The sequence below is a fragment of the Serratia sp. LTN-2 genome (assembly GCF_059740205.1).
This window is the reverse complement of record NZ_JCAXDO010000025.1, coordinates 21,671-39,047: the sequence shown is the minus strand read 5'-3', so window position 1 is coordinate 39,047 and position 17,377 is coordinate 21,671. Positions and strand designations below refer to the sequence as shown.

Below are 17,377 nucleotides of genomic sequence, written 5' to 3'. Positions count from 1 at the left end.
AGTCTCCGCCCCTTTCCTTCCTCCCTTCGCCGTTGCTCCTTTGCCCTTTGCCGCGAGAGAACTCACCAGGGAGATGGACACCATCACCACAGGAGAAAACCAGGATGCACACACGAAACGTCAACGTCAAAACCGCCGCTCAAGAATCTACCGGAAGATGTGATTCAAACCTCACCACGTCCCAGTTCACGGATCTGTTTTGCTGGGTCCTGGCAGCATCGGAAGGGGAGCCACAACCGGCAATTTTTACGCCGCCAGAGAATGCCACTGAGCTGACGTTAATTAATGACGAATGCCCGGATTATATCTCTGTCTGGGTTGTAGATGGTCGCCCGGTGGCAGCTGCAATGCCGCTGGATAATTTTCACCGCGTTATTCCTTCATCACTTACTAAATAATCAGGAGTAAATAAAAATGGTCAGTTTCGCAAGCCGCTATCGTATGCCTACCTCGATCCGTAAAGACCGTCCGCTGACGAATGAGGAATTACAGCTCATCGTTCCGAGCGCGTTTTCATCGGATAAACACGATTCACGTTCTGAACGTTATACATATATCCCGACCATAAACATTCTTGATCGTTTACGTGATGAAGGTTTTCAGCCGTATTATGCAACTCAGTCACGTACACGTGACCAGGATAAACGCGACTTTACAAAGCATATGCTTCGGCTGCGTCGTCATGACCAGATTAACGGAAAAGAAGTACCGGAAAATATTCTGCTGAATAGCCATGATGGTTCAAGCAACTATAAAATGATCCCCGGTATGTTCCGTCAGGTTTGCAGTAATGGTCTGGTTGCATGGAAGGATTTTGGTGAAATCCGCGTACCCCACAAAGGGGATATTGTCGGACAGGTTATTGAAGGCGCTTACACGGTGCTGAAAACATTTGACGCGGTTGATGAAAATATTGACCTCATGAAAAGCATTCAGCTCACTTTGCCTGAGAAGCGCCTTTTTGGTGCGACCGCCCTGGAACTTAAGTACGATGGAAAACCAGCGCCGATTACGCCGGAGCAAATTATTAACCCCCGCCGGGTACTCGACAGAGGCCAGGATTTATGGACCACGTTTAACGTGGTGCAGGAAAATGTGATCCGTGGGGGGATTCGTGGCAGAACGCAAAAAGGGAAGTTGACCAGAACGCGGGAAGTCACCGGAATTGATGGTGACATCAAATTAAATCAGGTTCTATGGAAAATGGCTGAGGAGTTTGCAAAACTGAAGGCCTGAAAATTAAGCCGCTCAACAGAGCGGCTTTTTACTGTCCGCTATGTAACGAGGCCGTATCCGCAATTTTAATCTCATGCTCCTTTCCCGCAGCTGGCGCCAGACGTTCAGAAAGTAACTTTTTTCTTGCCAGCAATACACGATATATATTTTTGATATCTTGTGCATAGGCCTTGCGCTTCGCGATGAGCTTTTTGCTCGGCCCAGTATTATACATCCCTACGCTGTCCCAGTTTTTTCCGTATGACCTGAAGTTGTGCGCCAGTACCCATGCCCCCGTATAAACGCAGATGCATGGATCATTCAACAGGCGCTCACGGGTAATATTGAAGTTTTTAAGTTTACCGTAATGAGAGCTGTTTACCTGCATACCACAGACATCTTCTGTCCCATTCCTGTTTGATCCATTTATCGCATCCGGTACCAGATGGCTCTCTTTAATCGAAATTGACATAAGCAGCAGTGGATCAATTTGATAATCTTTCCCGGCCTGATCAAAGCACATTTGTGGAGCTGCGCCAGCAGACATGGAAAGGGTCAGTAATGCCGCAGGCAGTGTCGATATTTTCATGGTTTGGCCTTTTAACGAAATACACGGGCTCTGGAGAGTCGCCTTAAAAAATACCCCGGCGGATCGTCGTAATCAAGTTAATTCACTACAAACGCGCGTGAGCGCTCTCATGAAGGGATTTAACACCTGTCCGAAATAAAAATATCAGAGCAGTAGACGGTATTAACATGCCGCTCTTTACTAACCCTTTAAAACATCACACCCCACGCAAGACTTCGTCTTGCAGATTTTTTCTTTAAATTCAGTAGCATGATGTGTGTTTTATTTCGTGATTTTTGAGTATGTGCGCTTAAGGTGTGTGGATTAACACACATTGCAGTGCTTAATCAGGCACTGCAATGTGTGCTAATACAGCACTCTGAAGTGTGGGGATTGTGTGTATTCAATTAATAGAGTAACTTAAAAGTAGATGGTGCCTGAACCACACACATCATAGTGCCTGATTAGCACACATCTTTAGGGATGGATTAGATATAAAATCAGTTGGTTACCATAACACAGCACCACTAACAGTTGTTAAAGCTCGCCATTGCAGTGCCGCATCAGGCACTGCATTAGAATATCGAGAAATTATTATGCCAAGAAAGAACATTTACTTTAAAGACAAAATTGACCGCGAAATACATGATATTCTTGAAATAGAATTACAGAAAGGGGCCACCACCTCTGAGATGAACTACTCATCAATAGTCAACGAATTAGTACGCCTTGGGCTAATGGTTTACAAATCGAAAGAAGAAGGAAGCTCATTTGACCTGGATGGCTTCAGGCGCGACCTTATAAAGAAAGTCTCCGGGTCGCGAGAAGGTATTATGATTTTGACCGCCCTTGTCTCTGACATCTTCGTTACACTCAAAGGCCCCGACTCTGGCGTGAAACTGGAAGAGCTCATAAACACCAATATCAGTGCAATTAACGATGCGGAAGATAAAGCCGAAAAAGACCACTTCCTGGCAGGGTAAAATAGCTTCTTTGGCCGGAACACTCCGGCCAGAATCGATCACTGGGATGGATTTTCATCCCACGGAAGGTCACTTTTCTCCACCTCTCTTATTTTTTCCTTCAGAAACACCTCGAACTCCATACAAAGAACTTTAAGCGCCTGCGCATCCTCGTTCTGGTCAAGTAACCTTTCTGTAAAATAACCCAGCGTATTCATCAGACGAGTGAGCATTTCGTCATTAAGACTACGGTTATGAACCTTCGCCATCGCTCTGATTTCATCAGCAAGGTTCTCAGGAATACGCAAGCTATATCCGGTTGTTTTTCCCGGAAGCAAAATTCTTTCACCCTCACGCCACACCCACAACCGCTCCTGTTTGGGCGGGACTTTAACATCATCCACAACACCAACGGATTCACCATCAAGTAACTTTCCCAGCCACTCCTCAAATTTCACCGCCAGTGCAATGAGACGTTCACCCTCCGCAGTTTTAATGACAGCCTTGCCCGGCTGATAATTCAGCGACAATAAAAGCCTGGCAATAATTTCCTCATTCACGCTTCTGTTACCAGCCCTAGCACATATTCTCAGCTCCATAAGCAGATTATCCGGAGCACGCAATCGCCACCCCACCGCTTCACCTGGCTGGAACTTACGTGGACGGCCGCGACCATCCCACATTTTCTCTTTAACTTTCATAGCTATAGATCCCGGAGGCCATTTCCATACTTTCTGGTCAACCAAGCCTACTCACTTACATATTCGGATAAATCTGAATGATTCCAAAAAGTGTGACATGCGTCACAGTTTTTTTTTTTTAGGGTCATGGGACAATTGTGCCCGCGTAAACAAGCACTTACGCGAGTCACTTTTGTTTACTTCGGAGAAAACAATCATGTTAACCAAAGGCAGTGCCCTTAACGTCGGTAAGGGATGGGCGGTAGCGTCTTTATTCCGCAAAGCACGCGAAAATCGCCAGGCTAAATTTTACTTAAAGTCAGCAGGCGCTTTTTTAATTGCACTTATGGTCACTCACCCGGCATTTGCCGGCGGAACCGACCTTCTTTCCTCGCAGAACACCACGGTTAATTCCACCTTCGGCTCTGGCTCTTCATTGATTAAATGGTTCTATATCGCCGAAATCATCATGGGCCTATTTATTTACATCAAGGCCCGCTCACCACTGGTATTCGTCGGTATCGTAATGGCAATCATCTTTACCCGTGTCGCCTTCGGTATCGCGAGTTAAACGATGAATGGGGAAGAAGAAAAATATAACTTCCCGGAAACAATGAACCAGCAGGACCGCTATTTAGGTTTGCCAATTGATGAGTTAATTGTTACCGCACCCCTTATTGTTCTGGGGGTGCTTAACAACCTGTCAGTTGAACTTGGCGTTATGGCGGGAATCCTCTGGTTCATCGTCAGATATCTGAAAAAAGGGCAGGGGTCGTACTGGTTACTTAATTTCTGTTACTGGCACCTGCCATCCATTTTATTCAGGATTACCTTTCGCCAGATACCTGATTCTAGTTTCCGGCACTGGAGGGCATAGTTTTCATGAAACTGAATATTAAAGGAGAGCGCGATAAACAACTCCGCTATGCGTTTATTGGTCTTTCAGCTTTAACTTTACTTATGGGGGTCGGTAACGTACTGACAGGTTCGCTTGCATGGTATTTTGCCACCACCCAGAAAACCATTACCACACCATTAACATTTAATCGCCCCTTCGCATCAGACTCAAAAGGTGTCGATGCCCCAGGCCTGACACAATTCGCCGCCTCCTTTATTTACTGGCGACTGAACGTCACCCCGGAAAACATCGACAACAACCAGAAAATGATTCTTGGATTCGTCCCCTCCGACGAACGGGACGAACTCAAGAAAGCTCTGGACATTGAAGCTGAACGCATCAGGAAAGCGGGCATTTCCACCCAGTTCGACACGAAAGAAATTCGCGTCATGGATGATGGCTCCGTGCAGTACCGCGGGGTTCTGAAGTCCTCCACCACTAACGGCGTAATCATCACGCCAATGAAAGACCAGGAAAAAACCTACCGCCTGAAACTGAGTTATGAGAACGGTGTGATTAACCTCCACAGCTTCGAAGAACTCCAGCCGGTATCCACCACCAACTGACAGGACTGCCCATGAAATTTCGTATTTCACCGGCAGCTGCTGCTGTGTTTCTGGCAGCGGGATTATTTACCAGCGGCCTCCGGGCCGCTTCCGCACCCGCAGCCATTCCGTTTGAGAACGACGCCGCCTTTAACGTCACTCTCAGCAACACCAACCCGAGCAAGGTTGTTGTCGACGGAGAACTCATTACCAGCATCAGCGGACCAACCGGTGCCTATGACCAGAGCCAGACCGACGACGGAGCACTCATTCTGTCCCCACTTGTCAGCCAGAACTTCACGCTGTTTATTCAGACCGACCGCGGCTCATCCCTGAGCCTTAACATCAGGCCGCAGCCAGGTAACGGAAAAACACTGCGCTTCACCCCGATGTCGCCACCACTTCGCAAGAACGACGATGCGAAGACATGGGAAGAAGGGCAGACCTACGAAAAAACACTGGTCGCACTGTCCCGCGCCGTAGTCAACGGTCAGGTGCCGGACGACTACCAGGAGTATCCGTTCAGCCGCATGCCTGCATACACACCCGCCAGTGATGTACGCCTGACACCGGAACGCCAGTTTGTTGGTAACCACCTGCGCGTTGTGCGCTTCCGGATGAGCAACCCGGGCAGCATCACCCGCAGCCTGCGCGAGCGCGATTTCTGGCGCAAGGGCGTCCGGGCCGTGATGCTGTCGCAGAACCAGCTTTATGCCGGTGGCGAAGGCTACGCCTGGATTGTGTTTTCAGATGACGGAGACACCCGCCCATGAGTCTGAATAAAAACCTGAAAACCCGGCGCAAACAGCTGGCCATTCTTGCCGCCGTTATCATGGGAGGCGCAGCCGCCACGAGCGGCGTTATCTGGTACGGGCAACATCAGCAGGAACAGAAACAGCCCGCGCCGGTCGCCACTCCAAACATGACCGGTGTGGTCACGGCAGCGTTTAACCAGCAGGTTAATGATGCCGCACTGGCACAGCAGCAGGCCAAAACCTCCGCACTTGAGGACAGGCTCGCCACGCTCACCCAGCAGTTTGCGCAGAACAAGCTCACCACCGAACAACAGCTGGCCAAAAAGGATGAAGAAATTCAGCGCCTTAATGACCAGCTAACGAAAGCCCCCGGCAGCAACACGACCACTGGCCAGCAGACACCACCTGCCGGCCAGAACGGAACACCACTCCCCGGTCCCGTTGCTGCCGGTCAGGCCCGGCCACCCGAATATACTGTAACCCCCGCAGGCTCACCGGCCGCCACTGGTGTGAATATGGGGCAGGGCGCAGCGTTCTACCCGGGCGGCTCTGGCCAGAGAATGACAGGCGGACTGAGCACCACAAAGTTCAGCTATGAAAGCCTGAAGAAAAAGCCAACGAAACTGCCCTGGATTCCGTCAGGCTCCTTCTCTGACGCCATCATGATTGAAGGTGCCGACGCCAACGCCAGTGTTACCGGCCAGCAGAACACCCAGCCCGTCACTATCCGCCTGCTGGGCAACATCCAGATGCCGAACAACAAAGAATACAGCGCCGACGGCTGCTTTGTGGTGGGGGAAATCTGGGGTGACATCTCCAGCGAGCGCGGAATTGTCCGGACGAAATCAATCAGCTGCGTACTGAAAAACGGCAAGCACGTCGATATGGAGTTCGATGGCCATGTCAGCTATCAGGGGAAAGGCGGCGTTCGCGGCAAGCCCGTCATGCGAAACGGCATGATTGTCGGCTACGCCGGTGCAGCAGGCCTCCTGTCAGGTTTTGGTGAAGGCATCAAATCTGCGGCAACACCATCTGTCGGCCTCGGTGCCACAGCGGATGTCGGTGCCGGCGACGTGTTTAAGCAGGGTATAGGCGGAGGAGCCAGTAAGGCGGCCGACACGCTGAGCCAGTACTGGATTAAGCGCGCCGAGCAGTATCACCCGGTGATTGATATCGGTGCCGGCAACCTGGTCACCGTCGTGTTCCAGAAGGGCTTCCGCCTTGAAACCCTGGAAGACGCTGAGGATGCTAAGGCGAAAGAGGAACTGCAGAAAGCCGGCAACGCCGCGCAGAACGCCGTGACTCCTCAACCGGCGAGCCAGACCACTGCATCCAGCACCACCTCAGTCGGCAACATCAACCCGGATGACGTTCTCCGTCAGGCCAGTCAGCTGCGCCTCGGTGACACCATCAACTGATGAGGGATGAAGATGGACGCACGAAAATTACTGTTTTGGGCAACAACCCGATGGAGGCCAGCGCTGACATTCATCGTTTCATGGTCCATTTTGCTCGCCACTCTTTACTCCAGTTTTAAGTGGATACAGCTGACCGGATTAGTTATCTGGCTGGCTGGAAACCTTTTTCTTGCTGAATCAATTCCCGGCGGCATGGTGTGGCGGGAACTGCACTCACCACATTCAGAAGCAGCACCTGAAGAAAAGGAGGACAAATGAAAACAACAGCGCAGGGGGACGGGGCAGACTGCAAAGCAAAGGATGTGAAACGTCGAATAAGGATAACAGTTAACTGGCTCTATTCGATTTGCTGGGTCCTCTGGTGGGTGGCGGTGATTGCAATCATTATCAAAGGAGTGCGGGAGGAATACGCATTTCGCATCTTTGGAGCAATCTTCATGGCTATCGTCCTGATTCGTATACGACCTCCCATCTGGCCAGATGACTCCGCCAAACCCCTCCCGGGACCAAACGACAGTGACCAAAAGGAGGGCAAATGAAACACACTACCGCAGTTTTGCTGATTGCATTCTCCCTGGCAATACCTGGGGCCGCTCTTCGTCATGGAAGTCAGCTTCGTTCCGGCGACACCATTAACCAAGGAGGTACCGCATATGTCGCATAAAACCAGGCTGGATGTTATCGAAGAAGACCTGAACAAATGGCGCGCCGGGAAAAAGATTCACAAGTACCGGCGATTTTTGATGCCCACAGCGCTCGCACTTCTGCCCTGCAGTATTTTTCTCTACGGTGTTTTTCATATTAAGGCTGGATTTGTCGTTCTGGGCTTCATGCTCGCCTTCCTCTTGTTCCGGCTCTTTACAGGAAAAGAAGATACCCCGGACACCTGGGAGGGTCGAATCAATCAGGCATTGCTGTCCTACAGCCCGATGAATCAGGACGCGTTCGAAAAACTGTGCCGCACCGTAAATGAGAAGAGGGTAATAGAGCCTGATGACGTTGCTGCATGGCTCAAGGACGAAAAAGAAGCACGTGCGCTTTTCAGGCGTCAGCGAGATGAACGGCAACACTACAGCTTCACTAAATGGCTGGATAAACGGGAGTCCAGCCATAAGACCGAATATAATGAGGAGGGTAAATGAAACGTACTGCCGCAGTTTTGTTGATGATGCTTTCCCTGGCAACACCTGGTGCGGTGAATGCAGCTGCTGCAGCGGTAATTTTTAACCAGGCAGCCGCTGCTGCCAAAACAGAGATGGAGAATTCAATACAGCTTGAGGCAGTGGAACGTGAGGCAACGGCCGACCCGGATGCCTGGAAAGCATATCTGCGTGTGTTGTCTGTCGTACCCCGCAACGCCCCCACAGTTCTGGAAAATCGTTACCGCAGCCTGGCCGTTTCACTGGCGCTGAAGGCGGCAATGGCATGTTCACCTGATGCTCTAAGGCTACTGGAGCGTAACGATGTGATTGAGTTTCGTGTACTCCGTTCATCGCTTGTCACAGCCTGCAGAACCGCCAGATAAGGAAGCCGGAATGCGTGATGAAGAGCGTAATAACAGCCTGCTCAGGAAAATGCGGATGCATATTGCTGAATGGGAGGCTGGCCGACCGACTCCGACAGCAAGCAGGTACATGTTTTTGATGTTTATCATTTTTCTCAGTGTAGGCGGGCCGGTTCTTACGTACCACCCATCACCGTGGGCTCTGGGTTTCCTGATTGTCTGGTTATTTCTGACCCAATGGATATGCAGGCGAATTGTCCCCCGCCACAACGAAAGCTGGGCGGAGGTATTCGACAGGATGCTTTCTGCCTATGAACCCCTGAACCTTCCTGCCTGGGAGTACCTGAAGCATCAGGCTGAAACAGAGGGGCTGACAGCCAGCATTGTCAGCAATTGGTATCAGGAAGAAGCGAGGTCTGTCTGGCCAGAAAAGAAACCTGACCTGAAATTTCTCCACAACAATCCAGACCGCGAGACAGAGCCCGGGGGCAAGTGAACAGCAAAGCGGCATTCGTATTGCTGATTACTCTCACCGGCTTGTATCACCTCATCATCACAACCCTGTATTTCATTGGAGTGTTTATGTCTGCAATCAGGGGCCGTTCTGCATTACTCAAAATCCTGTATGACCACCGACATGTCTTTTTTTTGGTGCTTATTTATGCGGCAGAAATGACGGTATGGGCGGCTCTTAATCTGAAGGGACTCGGTGACGAAGACTTTTCCACATGGCGAATCTTTCTGCTCGTGAGCATGGGTATCATCGCGGGCAGTGCGGGAATCTTAGGTGATAACGATGACGGCTGGATGGTATTTGCAGGAGCCCTCACGCCCTGGCTCATCGCGCCTTTTGTCATCATCGTATATGGCTTCATGCAAATGAACCTGCATTTTCTGTCGATAGAATGGTTCTATACCTGTGTCCTGCTTAGTTTTAGCCTGCAATTTGTGGTCATCTTCATTAACCGCTTTTCCTTTTAAGCCATAAATCCGCCCCTTTACACATAACCCTGAATTACCAACCGGAGTTATCCCATGAAAAAACTACTGGGTGCTGCACTGCTGTGCAGCGCACTGACCGGCTGCGCCGGTCTCAATTCTGATTTCGACTGTAACAAGACTGCGACCGACCAGTGCCTGACCACCGGTGAGGCCAACAAGCTGGCCGCCCAGGGTAAAAGTTTGGATGACCTGACGGCCGAAAAAAACGCAAAAAAGCCTGCGGGTGAAACCCTGCCGGCACTGCGCAATTCGGCACCGGTCGTGAATCCGTTCCGTCCTGTCTCCGTCGCAGCAACCGGAACCAGCGCCGCTAAGCCACTCACCACTGCGCCAGCGAAAACGTCCGGTTCACTGGTCACGCCGCTGGCCACGACCAGTCATGTGACCCCCGTGCCGGTTAACACGGCGGGCCGCGTTCCGGTTCAGCGTATTCCTGACGCCACGCAGCGCCTGTGGATTGCCCCCTGGGTGGACACGGACGACAACTTTCATCAGCCGGCTGTGGTCGAGTTCGTGAAAAACAAATCCCACTGGGATGAGAGTTACCGCGTTATCGGGGAGGGCGGGGAATGAGCAGCCACTACGTTTCCGGCAGGAACGGCATCGATCATCTGGTGAAATCATTCACCCATACACGGAAAGGAACGGCGCAAGTCACCGCCACACAGTCAGTCGAGACCGACGATGAAACGCTGGCCGTTCTGAGCGTGAGCTGTGGCTGGCAGATTAAGACTGCCGGTGATGCAGCGCACACCGGGCAGATGAACGAAGAGAAACTGCGTCGCCTGGAGTTAATCCGGGCCGCTGCGGAGGGTCGAAAATGAGTTTTGTCGACAACCTGATGGATATGCTGAAAAACGGGAAAGAGGAAGACGGTGCCGCCACGGCCCGCGAGAATCTTTCCCAGACATGGGGCTACCCGTCCCTGGTTGCGGCGTTGCCGTACCGGTATTACGACGACATCAATGAGATTTTCGTCAACGCCGGCTCTGCAGGCTTCATCATGGAAGCCGCCCCGCTGCCCGGCGCGAACGAACAGGTGATGGCAGCGCTCGATGACATGCTGCGCAAAAAACTGCCCCGCCAGACTCCCGTCACCGTCATCATGCTTGCCAGCAAGTGTGTCGGGGAACGTATCGATCGCGGTGTGAGTAACGACATGTGGAAAGGAGGGATGGCCGATCACCTCAATAAAATCACCCGCGCGTTCTGGCAGCGCTCTGCGCTGCACGGCCTGGCCAACGAACGCGAATACCCGCTTTACCTGCGTAACTACCGCATCTTTCTTGTCTATGGCCAGCCGCTGAAGCGCGCCTCCCAGACACAACGGGTGATTGATGACCTGGTTCAGATCCGCAACACCATTCGCGTCTCCCTGGGCGCTGCGCGCATCGACAGCGTGAACGTTGATGTGAACGGCTTTCTGTCCGCGGTACGCGAGCAGATGAACTACCGCCAGGAACAGGTGCTGACGTCCTCCGGGGACTACAACGAGGATGAAAAGCTGAACCGCCAGGTGGTTGATCAGGGAATAGGGCTTGATGTCTATCCGTCGCATCTCCGGATGACGTTACCCGAAACCATCGACGCGCGCGGGACTCGGTTGCCGGCATCGGCATGCCGCATCATTAACATGCAGCTTGCCAAAACGCCTAAACGCTTCGCCCTGTGGCAGGGGGCGGACAATCTGCAGAACATTCGCTTTCCTGACCTCGGAATACCCTGTCCCTTTATGCTGACCTGGACAACGGAGCTGGAGGAGCAGACCAAAAGCCAGAGTGAGGCATTTCGCAAAGATACTGATTTGTCCAAAAAGGCCAACTCAGCCTACGCCGCACTTTTTCCCGGTACCAAAAGAGCCGCAGAGGAATGGCGACGTACCCGTGAGCAACTGAACAATAACGAAATTGCACTCTGCAATACGTATTTTAACCTGACCCTGTTCGCGCCGGACAACAATACTGACGCACAGGCCTGTGAGCTGGCCGCCGTGAACGTGTTCCGTAAGAACGAGCTGGAGATGGTAACGATACAGTACCAGCAGATGCGTAACTGGCTGGCCGGCTTCCCGTTCGTCATGCAGGAAGGGATGTGGGAAGACCTGAAAACAACAGGCGCGACGCTGCGCGCCAAGTCATGGAACGCGGTGAGCCTGATGCCGGTCGTGGCCGAACGCCAGTTGTCGAATGTAGGTATGCCGCTGCCGACCTACCGCAACCAGGTCGCGTTCTACGACATGTTTGGTGAGGAGAACGGCAGTACCAACTTCAACATCGCGGTTACCGGGACGTCCGGGGCAGGGAAATCGTTTCTGATACAGGGGGTGCTGCGCGATGTACTAAACGCCGGCGGTTACGGCTGGGTTATCGACATGGGGGATAGCTACAAAAACTACTGTCATCAGGCCGGTGGGGTTTATCTCGATGGCTCTAAACTGCGCTTTAACCCGTTCGCCAACGTCAAAGACATCAAGCACTCTGCTGAAGGGATTGTGCGTCTGCTGACGGTACTCGCCAGTCCGACGCAGCCGCTTGATGGCGTCTGCGAGGCGATCCTGCAGAAAGCGGTAATGGATGCGTGGGAGAAGAAGGCAAACAAAGCCCGTATCGACGACGTCCATAATTACCTGACTAACGAGGATGTGAATCAGGCGTTTGCAGACAAGCCAACCATCATCTCGCGCCTTGCTGAGCTGGCCATGCTACTCGATACCTACTGCACCTGGGGGCCGGACGGAGAATACTTTAACGCCGACACCCCGACGCTCGATGGTGAAACCCGCTTCGCGGTGCTGGAGCTGCTGAGTCTGGAAGACAAGCCGAAGCTGCTCTCCGCTATCCTGTTCTCGCTCATTCTGGCGATTCAGGAAAAGATGTACCACAGCCCGCGCGACCTCAAAAAGGTCTGCATCATCGACGAGGCCTGGCGTCTTCTTGGCGGCTCCAACCCGCACGCGGCACGGTTTATCGAAACCGGCTACCGAACCGTGCGTCGTCACCGTGGCGCGTTTATCACTATCACCCAGGGCATCAAGGACTTCAGCGCCAGTAAGGAAGCTGAAGCCGCCTGGAACAACAGCTCCACCAAAATCACCCTGCTGCAGGATGCTAAGGCGTTTAAACAGTACCTTGCCGATAACCCGGATCAGTTCTCGGACATGGAAAAAGAAGTTATCCGTGGCTTCCAGCCAGCTCTTCAGACCGGTTACAGCTCCCTGCTGATCAACGCCGGCGAATACAGCTCCTTCCACCGTCTGTTCGTCGACCCCGTCACCCGCGCCATGTTCAGCTCGCGTGGTGAGGACTTTGCCTTCATGCAGAAATTGCAGAAGGAAGCCGGGGCCACTGCGGAAGAAGCGGCATATCTGCTGGCGGAGAAGAAATTCGGCAATGAACTTCGTGAACTTGAAGAATGGGTGAAAGCAGCATGAGTGAACAACAGGACAAGCCGTATGAAGGCGATATCGTTAACGATGGGGCAACGATCGCCAGCAAAACATCCCGCTGGATTAAAGCCGGCATGCTGGGGCTAGCGGGATTGCTGGCCATGACAGGTATGGCATATGTGACGGCGAAAGCCGTCACCCCGGAGGTAGTGGTCTTCGATATGAAGGGAACAGTTGACCTGTTTATGCAACAGTCCGCGCAGCTGCAGCTCGATGAAGACAAAGCCCGGGTGCTGACAACGCGTTTCAATACCGCGCTGTCAGACAGTCTCGGTGAATGGCAGGCAGCACATAACGCCATCATTCTGGTTAAACCGGCGGTGATGAGTCCGCAGCGGGATATCACGAATGAGATCCGTGCCGACATTGCGCGCCGCACTCAGGGGGGCCAGTGAAAAGACCAATAATGCTGATGGGTATGATGCTGCTGATGCTCTCCGCCGGCAGCGGGGCGAAAGATCTCGGAACCTGGGGCAACGTCTTCGAGCCTGCAGAGCAGGACATGCTGGCGTTTATCCAGAATCGCCTGAAGGGAATGGAGCAGACGGGCGAACTTGACCGTCTGCGCAAAGAGGCAACGGAAAGAGTGAAGGAGCATGCGGTACGTCCGACGCCAGTGGAAGGGCTCACGAAAGCGAAGGAATACCGCAGCTTTGCCTGGGACCCGACATTTATCGTGAAGGAGACGATCACTGACATGCAGGGCAACGTGATCGCCCGGAAGGGCGATACGGTCAATCCTCTGGATAAGGTGCCCTTCAACCAGGTGCTCTTTTTTATCGACGGCGATGATAAGGAGCAGGTGAACTGGACCCGACAGCAGCTCGCCGGTCAGACCAACGTAAAGGTCATCCTGGTGAACGGCAACATCAAAGAAACCAGTGATGCGCTTAATGAACGTATCTACTTCGACCAGTCTGGCGTACTGACCCGTAAATTCGGTTTTGAACACATCCCCGTGCGGATATCGCGCGATGGCCGCGTGATGAAAGTGGAAGAAATTCCGGTATCAGGAGCAAAAAAATGAGTGCAACAACGTTAGGTGACCTGTTTCCCGAAATGCGTCAGGCGGTCACATCCCATCGCCGTTACGCCAGAAAACCGCGTAAACCCGCTGAGATAACTCCTCGCATGGGAACAGCAGAACGGCTGAAGACGCTGTACCCCGAAATTGACTCCTGGCATCCGGTACTGGTGACCAAAGCCTGGCTCCACTGGTGTGAGCAGAACCAGCAGGACAGCCGGGAGCCGTCGAAACGTGATGAACGTTTCCCGGACTACATCATTCACCTCTTACTGGAGAACATGCGGGCCGAGGACTGCGCGAAACGTAAAAAGGGCCAGACGCTGTCACTTTCCGAGCGTCTCGACAGGTTGTTTGCAGGTGAAGGGCAGGAGAACGCCGAATGTCACTGACACACAATACCGCTGCGCCGTCTGTGTCTCAGCACATGACAGGTCTCAATGCTGATACCAAAGGCATTGAAGAGGAAGTGAATCGCCTCTGTCAGCTGTACCCTGAAATCGCTTCATGGCAACCGGCGCTGATCGCCGGTGCCTGGCATCAGTGGTGCGTGGAGAACCAGCTTCAGCCGATAGTGCCGGAAAAACGTGATGAGGCGTTTCCCCTGTACCTCGTCAGGCTTATCCGCAACAGAATGGAGGAGATGAATGCATGGCGTTAATCAGCTGTTTCACCAGTCCCCAAGGGCTGCAGGGGATGCTCACCTGTTTGCGCGATACTGAGGGCATGACCGGTATTCTTGTCGTCGTTGCGCTACTCGCTGGCTGGATTGCTGTTCAGTATATTGCAGATGCACGGCGTGTACGTCTGGCGTGGGAGAGCAGACCGGGATTACCGGTCCCTGTGGCGCAATTTGGCAGTGCCCGACATGCCGATGCGGTTCATGCATTTGCTAACCGGGAATACTACCAGGTGATGCTGGCCGAACTTGAAAAGGCATTGACTGAAGAGGGCTATGCACTGACGCGTGATGAATCATTGTGCGTGACGATACCAGAGGCAGACCGGCAAAAAATCAGCCGCCGGATTTTCCTGGCGCGCCAGTGCTATACATCGCCGAGAGTCTCTGAGCAGGCGATGCAGGACAACGTAGATGCGGCAGTGAACGATGGGTACGCCGGATCGTGGCTAAGCTTGCTTATCCGGGGCAGTGAGAGGGAAGGGTGGTACATCACCAAACCGGTACCGGAATTCGTTCCGACGAACTTTCCGTTAAAACAGGTCATCATAACTGTCAGTGCAAAACAGTCTGTCCTGACGCGGGATGTGGTGAGAATCATCAACGATGTGGCTGAAAAAGTGAAAAAACAGCGTTCATTTCCTGAAACACCGGAACGTATTGCAGGTGGTGTCATTAGCACTGAACTGTTTTATGGAGCTGATCAGCGGCAGGTTAAGGTGGCGCCAGGCTGGTTTAATTCTCCGTCTGGAAATGATGTTCCTGACGATATCACCGAAGGACAATTCCCGCCGGAGGGGATCTCAGAACACCGGCATTTCATTGTCCGGGCGCAGGCTGGAAGGTTTTATACCCCGACTGCACTTGCCTTCTATATTGAAGAAGCTGGTCGCAGGATAGAACAGGGCGAATCCAGCGGAGCATGCTACGAAGATGACAGTGGCTATGCTTTCGCCGTGACGCCTGCAAAAAACACACCCTGATACAACCGCGCTGCCATTCAGGATGTTCGGTGCTCACTGCGTTGCGCTCCGCCTCAGCCTGAATGTCATCCCGGTTTCCGATTAACCCCCGACCAGGTAACGCCATGAAAAAAGACCCTGATACTGAAAAGGGCCAGAATGTTACAGCCGTTCGTCATGATGAAAAATCGGCTTTACGGCTTAAGGCCATTCTTGCAGAAAATCCCCTTTATTATCCCTCAATCGTGTTAAGAGCAGGCCTGCTGGCTCTTGAGGATATGTCCAAAGAGCAGCGGCTGACATTCATCATGAAAGCGGCTGATAAAGCCAAAAACCACTGACCATTTCTTAAGCCCTCCCGCCGTCCGGTGGCTGCGGCACTCCCGGAGATACCCCATGACTCACCCTGAATCTGTCAGGCCGGTGACGGTTACCCGTGACCGCAATGGCTTCTGGACGCACCCTCATTATTTTGCACCGGCCAGTGATGAGGCCACACAGACTGAATTTGGCGACTGGATGCGACAGCACAGGCTGATCTGCGCCACCCGCTGGATGGAAAATGACGCGCCTCCCCATGTTATCGCGGCCTGGGAAAAGGGCATACAGGACGTCAGTGACTGGCATCCCTCAGCGCCAGAGGGCGAGGGCTGGTTCATCGGCTCCATTCATGACACTGAGGACGGCCCGGTCTGTGTATGGCTGCGGGAGGTGAAATGAAGCACTTTTCATGGCTGGCCGGTGTGTTGCTGGTTCTTATTTCCTTGATGCCATCCCAGACAACGGCCGCAGCCAGTAATGCCGGTGACGGCAGATGGGTGAATCCGATCACGGACGTTTGCTGGAAGTGCCTGTTTCCAATGACGCTCGGTAATATCCAGCTGGCATCCGGGCCACAGAAAGACACGTCCAACCCCTCTTCACCCATCCAGATTTGCCCGGTGGGTATTTTGTACCGCATCGGTCTGGCCATCGGATTCTGGGAGCCGATGGCAATGGTGGACGTGACCCGTGAGCCGGGCGTCATGGTTAACATGGGCGGCTTTAAAATCGATCTCGGGCGAACGGGTACGGGAACCGCAGGTCAGAGTGACAGGCCCGCTGCTGGTACGTTCTACCACGTCCACTGGTATAAGTACCCGCTCATTTTCTGGTTGAACATCATCACCAGTCTGGGCTGTCTGCAGACCGGCGACATGGATATCGCCTATCTTTCCGAGGTCGATCCCCTCTGGAACGACAGCACACTCTCGATGCTGATTAACCCCGAGGCAGCACTGTTCGGCAACCTGATTGCTCAGGGGGCCTGTGCCGCTGACGCGGCCGCCGCATCCGCGGGTCTGCCGCTCTCGCCGTTGTTCTGGTGTGCAGGAAGCCAGGGGTCGATGTACCCGCTGACGGGCTTTACCAGTGGTGAGTTTTCTCCGCTGGAGGCCTCTCTGCTGGTAGGCGAGCGAATGGCGTTCAAGATGCATCGTGAGGGTCTGGTCTGGAACTCCATCGGCGCGGATACCGCCGTCTGCAACCAGTATCCATCACCGATCATCCCGAAAGAACGATGGCGATATCAGATGGTGAACATGTATCCCGAGACGAACAACTGTCATCCCTTCGGGGCCAGCACGCAGTTGTGGGGGACAACACATAACTCCCCTTCCTCCAAAAAGAACTTCGGTTATCTCTTCTGGCGCAAACGTAACTGCGTCTTCCTCTAAGGACA

The 17,377-nt window shown here is 52.9% G+C and carries 27 protein-coding genes; 25 read left to right on the top strand and 2 right to left on the bottom strand.

From position 1 onward, the window contains the following. A partial coding sequence (locus AC6BYQ_RS26030) for a hypothetical protein (RefSeq protein WP_498057749.1) occupies positions 1-398 on the top strand: 398 nt, incomplete at its 5' end. A gap of 16 nt (positions 399-414) precedes the next feature. Next, the gene (locus AC6BYQ_RS26025) at positions 415-1,236 is read left to right on the top strand and encodes a DUF932 domain-containing protein (RefSeq protein WP_498057748.1); all 822 of its coding nucleotides are present in this window, start codon (positions 415-417) and stop codon (positions 1,234-1,236) included. A gap of 28 nt (positions 1,237-1,264) precedes the next feature. Here the strand turns inward: AC6BYQ_RS26025 and AC6BYQ_RS26020 are convergent, their stop codons facing one another. Further along, a complete protein-coding gene (locus tag AC6BYQ_RS26020) occupies positions 1,265-1,804 on the bottom strand; it encodes a lytic transglycosylase domain-containing protein (RefSeq protein WP_498057747.1) in 540 nt (179 codons plus the stop codon). Positions 1,805-2,379: 575 nt separating this feature from the next. On the opposite strand from AC6BYQ_RS26020, the gene AC6BYQ_RS26015 reads away from it, so the two are divergent. Then, positions 2,380-2,766 (top strand): relaxosome protein TraM, encoded by a 387-nt coding sequence (locus AC6BYQ_RS26015; protein WP_080782556.1) that lies wholly within the window; start codon positions 2,380-2,382, stop codon positions 2,764-2,766. Positions 2,767-2,804: 38 nt separating this feature from the next. Here the strand turns inward: AC6BYQ_RS26015 and AC6BYQ_RS26010 are convergent, their stop codons facing one another. Then, a complete protein-coding gene (locus AC6BYQ_RS26010) occupies positions 2,805-3,446 on the bottom strand; it encodes an Arc family DNA-binding protein (RefSeq protein ID WP_498057746.1) in 642 nt (213 codons plus the stop codon). 196 nt (positions 3,447-3,642) lie between these two features. Here AC6BYQ_RS26010 and AC6BYQ_RS26005 point away from each other — a divergent pair, with 196 nt between their 5' ends. The 22 genes from AC6BYQ_RS26005 (at position 3,643) to traU (ending at position 17,372) form a co-directional block, all read left to right on the top strand. Continuing rightward, positions 3,643-3,996 (top strand): type IV conjugative transfer system pilin TraA, encoded by a 354-nt coding sequence (locus AC6BYQ_RS26005; RefSeq protein WP_013087194.1) that lies wholly within the window; start codon positions 3,643-3,645, stop codon positions 3,994-3,996. 3 nt (positions 3,997-3,999) lie between these two features. Then, on the top strand, positions 4,000-4,302 hold the full coding sequence (traL, locus tag AC6BYQ_RS26000; RefSeq protein WP_498057745.1) for a type IV conjugative transfer system protein TraL: 303 nt from the start codon (positions 4,000-4,002) through the stop codon (positions 4,300-4,302). A 5-nt stretch (positions 4,303-4,307) separates the two neighbouring features. Beyond that, positions 4,308-4,889, top strand: a complete 582-nt coding sequence (locus AC6BYQ_RS25995) for a TraE/TraK family type IV conjugative transfer system protein (protein WP_498057744.1) — start codon at positions 4,308-4,310, stop codon at positions 4,887-4,889. Positions 4,890-4,900: 11 nt separating this feature from the next. Further along, positions 4,901-5,641, top strand: coding sequence for a type-F conjugative transfer system secretin TraK (gene traK / locus AC6BYQ_RS25990; protein ID WP_498057743.1), 741 nt, complete (start codon positions 4,901-4,903; stop codon positions 5,639-5,641). Further along, positions 5,638-7,041 (top strand): F-type conjugal transfer pilus assembly protein TraB, encoded by a 1,404-nt coding sequence (gene traB, locus AC6BYQ_RS25985; protein WP_498057742.1) that lies wholly within the window; start codon positions 5,638-5,640, stop codon positions 7,039-7,041. The genes traK and traB overlap by 4 nt, the downstream gene beginning before the upstream one ends. Before the next feature lie 12 nt (positions 7,042-7,053). Next, a complete protein-coding gene (locus AC6BYQ_RS25980; RefSeq protein ID WP_498057741.1) occupies positions 7,054-7,299 on the top strand; it encodes a hypothetical protein in 246 nt (81 codons plus the stop codon). After that, positions 7,296-7,580: a hypothetical protein gene (locus tag AC6BYQ_RS25975; RefSeq protein ID WP_498057740.1), complete on the top strand. Its 285-nt coding sequence runs from the start codon at positions 7,296-7,298 to the stop codon at positions 7,578-7,580. Before AC6BYQ_RS25980 ends, AC6BYQ_RS25975 begins: the two co-directional genes overlap by 4 nt. A 114-nt stretch (positions 7,581-7,694) precedes the next feature. Beyond that, entirely contained in the window at positions 7,695-8,183 is a 489-nt protein-coding gene (locus AC6BYQ_RS25970) for a hypothetical protein (protein ID WP_498057739.1), read from the top strand. Next, positions 8,180-8,566 carry a hypothetical protein gene (locus tag AC6BYQ_RS25965; protein WP_061549478.1) on the top strand — a complete coding sequence of 129 codons (387 nt, stop codon included), beginning with the start codon at positions 8,180-8,182 and terminating at the stop codon, positions 8,564-8,566. Before AC6BYQ_RS25970 ends, AC6BYQ_RS25965 begins: the two co-directional genes overlap by 4 nt. A gap of 10 nt (positions 8,567-8,576) precedes the next feature. After that, positions 8,577-9,041 (top strand): hypothetical protein, encoded by a 465-nt coding sequence (locus tag AC6BYQ_RS25960; protein ID WP_061549479.1) that lies wholly within the window; start codon positions 8,577-8,579, stop codon positions 9,039-9,041. Continuing rightward, the gene (locus AC6BYQ_RS25955; RefSeq protein WP_239619732.1) at positions 9,038-9,526 is read left to right on the top strand and encodes a hypothetical protein; all 489 of its coding nucleotides are present in this window, start codon (positions 9,038-9,040) and stop codon (positions 9,524-9,526) included. The genes AC6BYQ_RS25960 and AC6BYQ_RS25955 overlap by 4 nt, the downstream gene beginning before the upstream one ends. 54 nt (positions 9,527-9,580) lie before the next feature. Further along, entirely contained in the window at positions 9,581-10,120 is a 540-nt protein-coding gene (traV, locus tag AC6BYQ_RS25950) for a type IV conjugative transfer system lipoprotein TraV (RefSeq protein WP_183274251.1), read from the top strand. After that, a complete protein-coding gene (locus tag AC6BYQ_RS25945) occupies positions 10,117-10,371 on the top strand; it encodes a hypothetical protein (RefSeq protein WP_183274252.1) in 255 nt (84 codons plus the stop codon). Before traV ends, AC6BYQ_RS25945 begins: the two co-directional genes overlap by 4 nt. Beyond that, positions 10,368-12,977: a type IV secretion system protein TraC gene (gene traC / locus AC6BYQ_RS25940; protein WP_498057738.1), complete on the top strand. Its 2,610-nt coding sequence runs from the start codon at positions 10,368-10,370 to the stop codon at positions 12,975-12,977. The genes AC6BYQ_RS25945 and traC overlap by 4 nt, the downstream gene beginning before the upstream one ends. Further along, the gene (gene trbI, locus AC6BYQ_RS25935) at positions 12,974-13,387 is read left to right on the top strand and encodes a type-F conjugative transfer system protein TrbI (RefSeq protein WP_498057737.1); all 414 of its coding nucleotides are present in this window, start codon (positions 12,974-12,976) and stop codon (positions 13,385-13,387) included. Before traC ends, trbI begins: the two co-directional genes overlap by 4 nt. A 17-nt stretch (positions 13,388-13,404) precedes the next feature. Further along, entirely contained in the window at positions 13,405-14,019 is a 615-nt protein-coding gene (gene traW / locus AC6BYQ_RS25930) for a type-F conjugative transfer system protein TraW (protein ID WP_498057750.1), read from the top strand. Next, positions 14,016-14,408 (top strand): hypothetical protein, encoded by a 393-nt coding sequence (locus tag AC6BYQ_RS25925; RefSeq protein ID WP_183274255.1) that lies wholly within the window; start codon positions 14,016-14,018, stop codon positions 14,406-14,408. Before traW ends, AC6BYQ_RS25925 begins: the two co-directional genes overlap by 4 nt. Beyond that, positions 14,399-14,677 carry a hypothetical protein gene (locus tag AC6BYQ_RS25920; RefSeq protein ID WP_498057736.1) on the top strand — a complete coding sequence of 93 codons (279 nt, stop codon included), beginning with the start codon at positions 14,399-14,401 and terminating at the stop codon, positions 14,675-14,677. The genes AC6BYQ_RS25925 and AC6BYQ_RS25920 overlap by 10 nt, the downstream gene beginning before the upstream one ends. After that, entirely contained in the window at positions 14,668-15,678 is a 1,011-nt protein-coding gene (locus tag AC6BYQ_RS25915) for a hypothetical protein (RefSeq protein WP_498057735.1), read from the top strand. Before AC6BYQ_RS25920 ends, AC6BYQ_RS25915 begins: the two co-directional genes overlap by 10 nt. A 104-nt stretch (positions 15,679-15,782) precedes the next feature. Next, positions 15,783-15,998 (top strand): hypothetical protein, encoded by a 216-nt coding sequence (locus AC6BYQ_RS25910; RefSeq protein WP_061549489.1) that lies wholly within the window; start codon positions 15,783-15,785, stop codon positions 15,996-15,998. A gap of 55 nt (positions 15,999-16,053) precedes the next feature. Beyond that, on the top strand, positions 16,054-16,377 hold the full coding sequence (locus AC6BYQ_RS25905; protein WP_183274258.1) for a hypothetical protein: 324 nt from the start codon (positions 16,054-16,056) through the stop codon (positions 16,375-16,377). Then, complete coding sequence (gene traU / locus AC6BYQ_RS25900; protein WP_183274259.1) at positions 16,374-17,372, top strand: conjugal transfer pilus assembly protein TraU; 999 nt, start codon at positions 16,374-16,376, stop codon at positions 17,370-17,372. Before AC6BYQ_RS25905 ends, traU begins: the two co-directional genes overlap by 4 nt. Positions 17,373-17,377: the final 5 nt, after the last annotated feature.

Coding starts and splice junctions, on each gene's coding strand:
- AC6BYQ_RS25905 (WP_183274258.1), top strand. CDS start 16,054: ATGACTCACCCTGAATCTGTCAGGCCGGTGACGGTTACCCGTGACCGC.
- trbI (WP_498057737.1), top strand. CDS start 12,974: ATGAGTGAACAACAGGACAAGCCGTATGAAGGCGATATCGTTAACGAT.
- AC6BYQ_RS26025 (WP_498057748.1), top strand. CDS start 415: ATGGTCAGTTTCGCAAGCCGCTATCGTATGCCTACCTCGATCCGTAAA.
- AC6BYQ_RS26020 (WP_498057747.1), bottom strand. CDS start 1,804: ATGAAAATATCGACACTGCCTGCGGCATTACTGACCCTTTCCATGTCT.
- AC6BYQ_RS26005 (WP_013087194.1), top strand. CDS start 3,643: ATGTTAACCAAAGGCAGTGCCCTTAACGTCGGTAAGGGATGGGCGGTA.
- AC6BYQ_RS25920 (WP_498057736.1), top strand. CDS start 14,399: ATGTCACTGACACACAATACCGCTGCGCCGTCTGTGTCTCAGCACATG.
- AC6BYQ_RS25960 (WP_061549479.1), top strand. CDS start 8,577: ATGCGTGATGAAGAGCGTAATAACAGCCTGCTCAGGAAAATGCGGATG.
- AC6BYQ_RS26015 (WP_080782556.1), top strand. CDS start 2,380: ATGCCAAGAAAGAACATTTACTTTAAAGACAAAATTGACCGCGAAATA.
- AC6BYQ_RS25995 (WP_498057744.1), top strand. CDS start 4,308: ATGAAACTGAATATTAAAGGAGAGCGCGATAAACAACTCCGCTATGCG.
- AC6BYQ_RS26010 (WP_498057746.1), bottom strand. CDS start 3,446: ATGAAAGTTAAAGAGAAAATGTGGGATGGTCGCGGCCGTCCACGTAAG.
- AC6BYQ_RS25910 (WP_061549489.1), top strand. CDS start 15,783: ATGAAAAAAGACCCTGATACTGAAAAGGGCCAGAATGTTACAGCCGTT.
- AC6BYQ_RS25965 (WP_061549478.1), top strand. CDS start 8,180: ATGAAACGTACTGCCGCAGTTTTGTTGATGATGCTTTCCCTGGCAACA.
- AC6BYQ_RS25945 (WP_183274252.1), top strand. CDS start 10,117: ATGAGCAGCCACTACGTTTCCGGCAGGAACGGCATCGATCATCTGGTG.
- AC6BYQ_RS25980 (WP_498057741.1), top strand. CDS start 7,054: ATGGACGCACGAAAATTACTGTTTTGGGCAACAACCCGATGGAGGCCA.
- traW (WP_498057750.1), top strand. CDS start 13,405: ATGGGTATGATGCTGCTGATGCTCTCCGCCGGCAGCGGGGCGAAAGAT.
- AC6BYQ_RS25925 (WP_183274255.1), top strand. CDS start 14,016: ATGAGTGCAACAACGTTAGGTGACCTGTTTCCCGAAATGCGTCAGGCG.
- AC6BYQ_RS25915 (WP_498057735.1), top strand. CDS start 14,668: ATGGCGTTAATCAGCTGTTTCACCAGTCCCCAAGGGCTGCAGGGGATG.
- AC6BYQ_RS25970 (WP_498057739.1), top strand. CDS start 7,695: ATGTCGCATAAAACCAGGCTGGATGTTATCGAAGAAGACCTGAACAAA.
- traU (WP_183274259.1), top strand. CDS start 16,374: ATGAAGCACTTTTCATGGCTGGCCGGTGTGTTGCTGGTTCTTATTTCC.
- AC6BYQ_RS25975 (WP_498057740.1), top strand. CDS start 7,296: ATGAAAACAACAGCGCAGGGGGACGGGGCAGACTGCAAAGCAAAGGAT.
- traL (WP_498057745.1), top strand. CDS start 4,000: ATGAATGGGGAAGAAGAAAAATATAACTTCCCGGAAACAATGAACCAG.
- traV (WP_183274251.1), top strand. CDS start 9,581: ATGAAAAAACTACTGGGTGCTGCACTGCTGTGCAGCGCACTGACCGGC.
- traC (WP_498057738.1), top strand. CDS start 10,368: ATGAGTTTTGTCGACAACCTGATGGATATGCTGAAAAACGGGAAAGAG.
- traB (WP_498057742.1), top strand. CDS start 5,638: ATGAGTCTGAATAAAAACCTGAAAACCCGGCGCAAACAGCTGGCCATT.
- traK (WP_498057743.1), top strand. CDS start 4,901: ATGAAATTTCGTATTTCACCGGCAGCTGCTGCTGTGTTTCTGGCAGCG.